5 protein-coding genes are annotated in these 3,640 nt (G+C 52.3%); 4 read left to right on the forward strand and 1 reads right to left on the reverse strand.

All coding sequences use genetic code 11. The features are described from left to right. Window positions 1-198: 198 nt before the first annotated feature. Window positions 199-408, reverse strand: a complete 210-nt coding sequence (locus tag R6U67_RS15340; protein ID WP_410253355.1) for a type II toxin-antitoxin system HicB family antitoxin — start codon at window positions 406-408, stop codon at window positions 199-201. 156 nt (window positions 409-564) lie between these two features. Between R6U67_RS15340 and zds the strand changes: the two genes are divergently transcribed. From zds to R6U67_RS15360, 4 genes are all read left to right on the forward strand, one after another. Then, entirely contained in the window at window positions 565-2,007 is a 1,443-nt protein-coding gene (zds, locus tag R6U67_RS15345; protein WP_410253356.1) for a 9,9'-di-cis-zeta-carotene desaturase, read from the forward strand. A 94-nt stretch (window positions 2,008-2,101) separates the two neighbouring features. Continuing rightward, window positions 2,102-2,560: an SRPBCC family protein gene (locus R6U67_RS15350; RefSeq protein WP_068789402.1), complete on the forward strand. Its 459-nt coding sequence runs from the start codon at window positions 2,102-2,104 to the stop codon at window positions 2,558-2,560. 12 nt (window positions 2,561-2,572) lie between these two features. Then, window positions 2,573-3,241 (forward strand): ABC transporter ATP-binding protein, encoded by a 669-nt coding sequence (locus tag R6U67_RS15355; RefSeq protein ID WP_410253357.1) that lies wholly within the window; start codon window positions 2,573-2,575, stop codon window positions 3,239-3,241. 160 nt (window positions 3,242-3,401) lie between these two features. After that, window positions 3,402-3,640 (forward strand): hypothetical protein (locus R6U67_RS15360; RefSeq protein ID WP_410253358.1); only part of this gene is annotated, 239 nt, incomplete at its 3' end.

Consider the following 3,640-nt stretch of genomic DNA (forward strand, 5'->3'; position numbering starts at 1 on the left):
ATAGGGATAAAAACGCCGCTATCAACATTCTTAAGAAGGGGTTAAGTACCGTAGGGCATACGGGAACTTTTGGGATAGACCCAATAAACGCTTGGGGAGAGAATACCTCTACTTTTTCAGAAGTGATTTTGTCTAAGCAAGTAATCTCAATGAACCAAGAATCCCCGTCTCTTTAGAGCGGGGAGTGTCAATCATCACTTACCGAACCACAATCTGCTGTGTCCCGATAAACTCCGTCTCAAACAAGACCTCCTCATCTTCTAAAAGCATCTCAAGGACTTCACGAAAATTGTCCTGCAACTCGTCCAAGGTTTCGCCCTGGGAATGCGCTCCCGGAAATCCGGGAACATAACCCACATAGAGGTGAGTTTCAGAATCTCGCTCAACAATGGCCGTAAAGGTTTGCATAAGTTGATGGCACAAATAGACTCATCACCATATTAGCTCGGATGCACGATCGCCCCCCCAACCGACTCACCCGAGACGTCGGCTGGGCCAACAAAGATGACCCGCAAAAGATTACAATACATTAAGCAAACTTAAACAGATGTAGGACAACGCAATATGCGAGTTGCGATCGCCGGTGCAGGACTTGCCGGACTCACCACAGCCGTCAATCTAGCCGATGCCGGCCATGACGTAGAAATCTTTGAATCCCGTCCCTTCGTCGGCGGTAAAGTGGGCAGTTGGGTCGATGCCGACGGCAACCATATCGAAATGGGGCTGCATGTCTTCTTCGGCTGCTACTACAACCTCTTTGCCCTCATGGAAAAAGTGGGCGCATTAGAGGCCCTGCGCCTGAAAGAGCATACCCACACCTTTATTAACGAGGGTGGACGAGTCGGAGAACTGGACTTCCGTTTCCTCACCGGCGCACCCTTCAACGGCCTCAAAGCCTTCTTTACCACCTCGCAACTCTCCCTACAAGACAAGTTGCAAAACTCCCTAGCCCTCGGAACCAGCCCCATCGTGCGCGGCTTAGTCGATTTCGACGGGGCCATGAAAACCATTCGCGACCTCGATCGCATCAGCTTCGCCGACTGGTTTCGCTCCCACGGGGGCAACAACGGCAGCCTCAGACGGATGTGGGACCCCATCGCCTACGCCCTCGGCTTCATCGACACCGAGAACATCTCCGCTCGTTGTATGTTGACCATCTTCCAACTCTTCGCCGCCCGCAGCGAAGCCTCAGTCTTGCGGATGTTGGAAGGCTCCCCCCATACCTATCTCCATCAACCCATCCTCGACTACCTCCAGGAACGGGGAACAAAAATTCATACCCGCCGCCGAGTGCGTCAAATTAAATTTAGTGACCATGACGGCAAAACCGAAGTCGATGCGATTGTTGTGGCCCAGGGGGAAACGGAGGAAATCATCGAAGCCGATGCCTATGTCTTCGCCTGTGACGTGCCGGGAATTAAGAAAATCCTGCCCCCCGAATGGCGCAAATGGCCCGAGTTTGACAATATCTATAACCTCGATACCGTTCCTGTCGCTACCGTGCAACTGCGGTTTGACGGTTGGGTGACGGAACTGCAAGATGCCCAGAAACGGCAACAACTGCAAGAAGCAGCGGGATTGGATAATCTCCTCTATACCCCTGATGCTGATTTCTCCTGTTTCGCCGATTTAGCCCTAACCAGTCCTGGGGACTATTACAAACCCGGTGAAGGCTCCTTGATGCAGTTGGTTCTGACCCCCGGCGACCCCTTTATCAAACAAAACAACGAACAGATTGCCCATCATGTCTTGGACCAGGTGCGATCGCTGTTTCCCTCGGCCCGAGACCTCAACATGACCTGGTATAGTGTCGTCAAACTGGCCCAATCCCTCTATCGCGAAGCTCCTGGGATGGATGTCTATCGTCCCGCCCAACGCACCCCCATTCACAATGTCTTCCTCGCGGGCAGTTACACCCAGCAGGACTATATCGATAGTATGGAGGGAGCGACCTTATCGGGAAATCAGGCAGCGCAAGCCATTTTAGAGGAGTTTGCCCGCCGTTAATCCCTAGGCGTTCGTTCACTCTCCCAGGTGGGGGTCTTCATCCGCCTGGGATGTCCTCAACGCCCCCAGACTCATTATTTATCGGATAGCCCCAATGACAGATTGGTTAGAACATAGCGTACAAGTTGAAGTCCCGATTACGATTGAGGCAGCCTGGCAGTTATGGTCAGATTTAGAGCAGATGCCTCAATGGATGAAATGGATTGAATCCGTCTCGATTTTGGAGCATGACCCAGATTTATCCCGCTGGAAACTGGCGTCGGGAGCCTTTGAGTTTACCTGGCTATCGCGGATTGTGCGGCTGATTCCGCAACAGATTATTCAATGGGAGTCCGTTGATGGCTTACCCAATCGCGGGGCCGTGCGCTTTTACGATCGCCACGGTTCGAGTATTGTCCGCCTGACGGTGGCCTACGGGATTCCGGGTATCCTAGGAAAGATTATGGATAACCTGTTTGTCGGGCGCGTGGTGGAATCAACGATTCAGGCGGATATGGATCGCTTTCGCGAGTATGCCATCCGTCGTCAGCAGCGACAACCCCAGGACGCTTAAATTACCGCTCCTATGCTACATCTGACGAATCTCAGCTATCATCCCCCCGCCAGTCCGACGGAAATTCTCAAATCCCTCAATTTAGAGTTATCGCCTCAGCAATTGGGATTGATTGTCGGGCCGAGTGGTTCCGGGAAAACCACCTTGTTGGAGATTTTGGCGGGATTAGCCGAACCGACGTCGGGCCAGGTGACATGGCGCGATCGCGAACTCCTCCCGGAACAACTACGCCAACTGGTGGGGTTGGTGTTTCAGTTCCCCGAACGGCATTTTTGCGGCGGAACCATCCTCGAAGAGTTGCGCCTGGGTCATCCTGAAATTGGCTCAGAACGGGTTAAACAGGCCCTAGAATCCGTGGGGTTGGGCCATCTGTCCCTCTATGGTTCTCCTCAGGATCTCAGCGGTGGCCAGCAGCGACGGCTGGCGTTGGCGGTGCAGTTGATTCGTCAACCGCAAGTGTTGCTGTTGGATGAACCCACGGCGGGGTTAGATTGGTCGATGCGTCGTCAACTGGCGAATTTGCTCAAGCAACTGAAGCAGGATTGGAGTTTGTTGGTGGTGACTCACGATGCGGGGGAACTTTTGGAAATTGCTGATTCCTGTTGGACGATTCATGACGGAACGGTGACCCCAGTGGATACTCCCTCGGGGGAACAAACCCCCTCGGCTACGTTACGTTAAGCCTCGTGACCCTCCCTAAATCATGATTTCCTAACCAGGCAGTCATAAATTGTGTGTTTTTAATAAAAAAACTGAATTTTTACATCTTTTGACGGCTTTATGGTTTCAGCGAGACTAGGCTGGAGATATCAGAGCCAAATAGGTTAAAGGACGTAGAACAATGTTCGGAAAAACAATCCTTTTAGGGACGTTACTGAGTTTAGGACTCTCCGCCACGCCGGCGATCGCACAACGGTTATCCTGTGTACGAGTCCGCGATCCTGATGGCTGGGTTAATGTCCGAAATGTCTCAACGGGAGAAGTGGTGGGGAGTTTGAGTAACGAGACCTATTTTGTGCATGGAGGTGTCAACCGAGATGGGTATGCGGTTTTGGTTTCTTCGCCTAGTCTAATGGTTCA

The organism is Sodalinema sp., assembly GCF_046483825.1.
In the GTDB taxonomy this organism is placed as follows: Bacteria; Cyanobacteriota; Cyanobacteriia; order Cyanobacteriales; family Geitlerinemataceae; genus Sodalinema.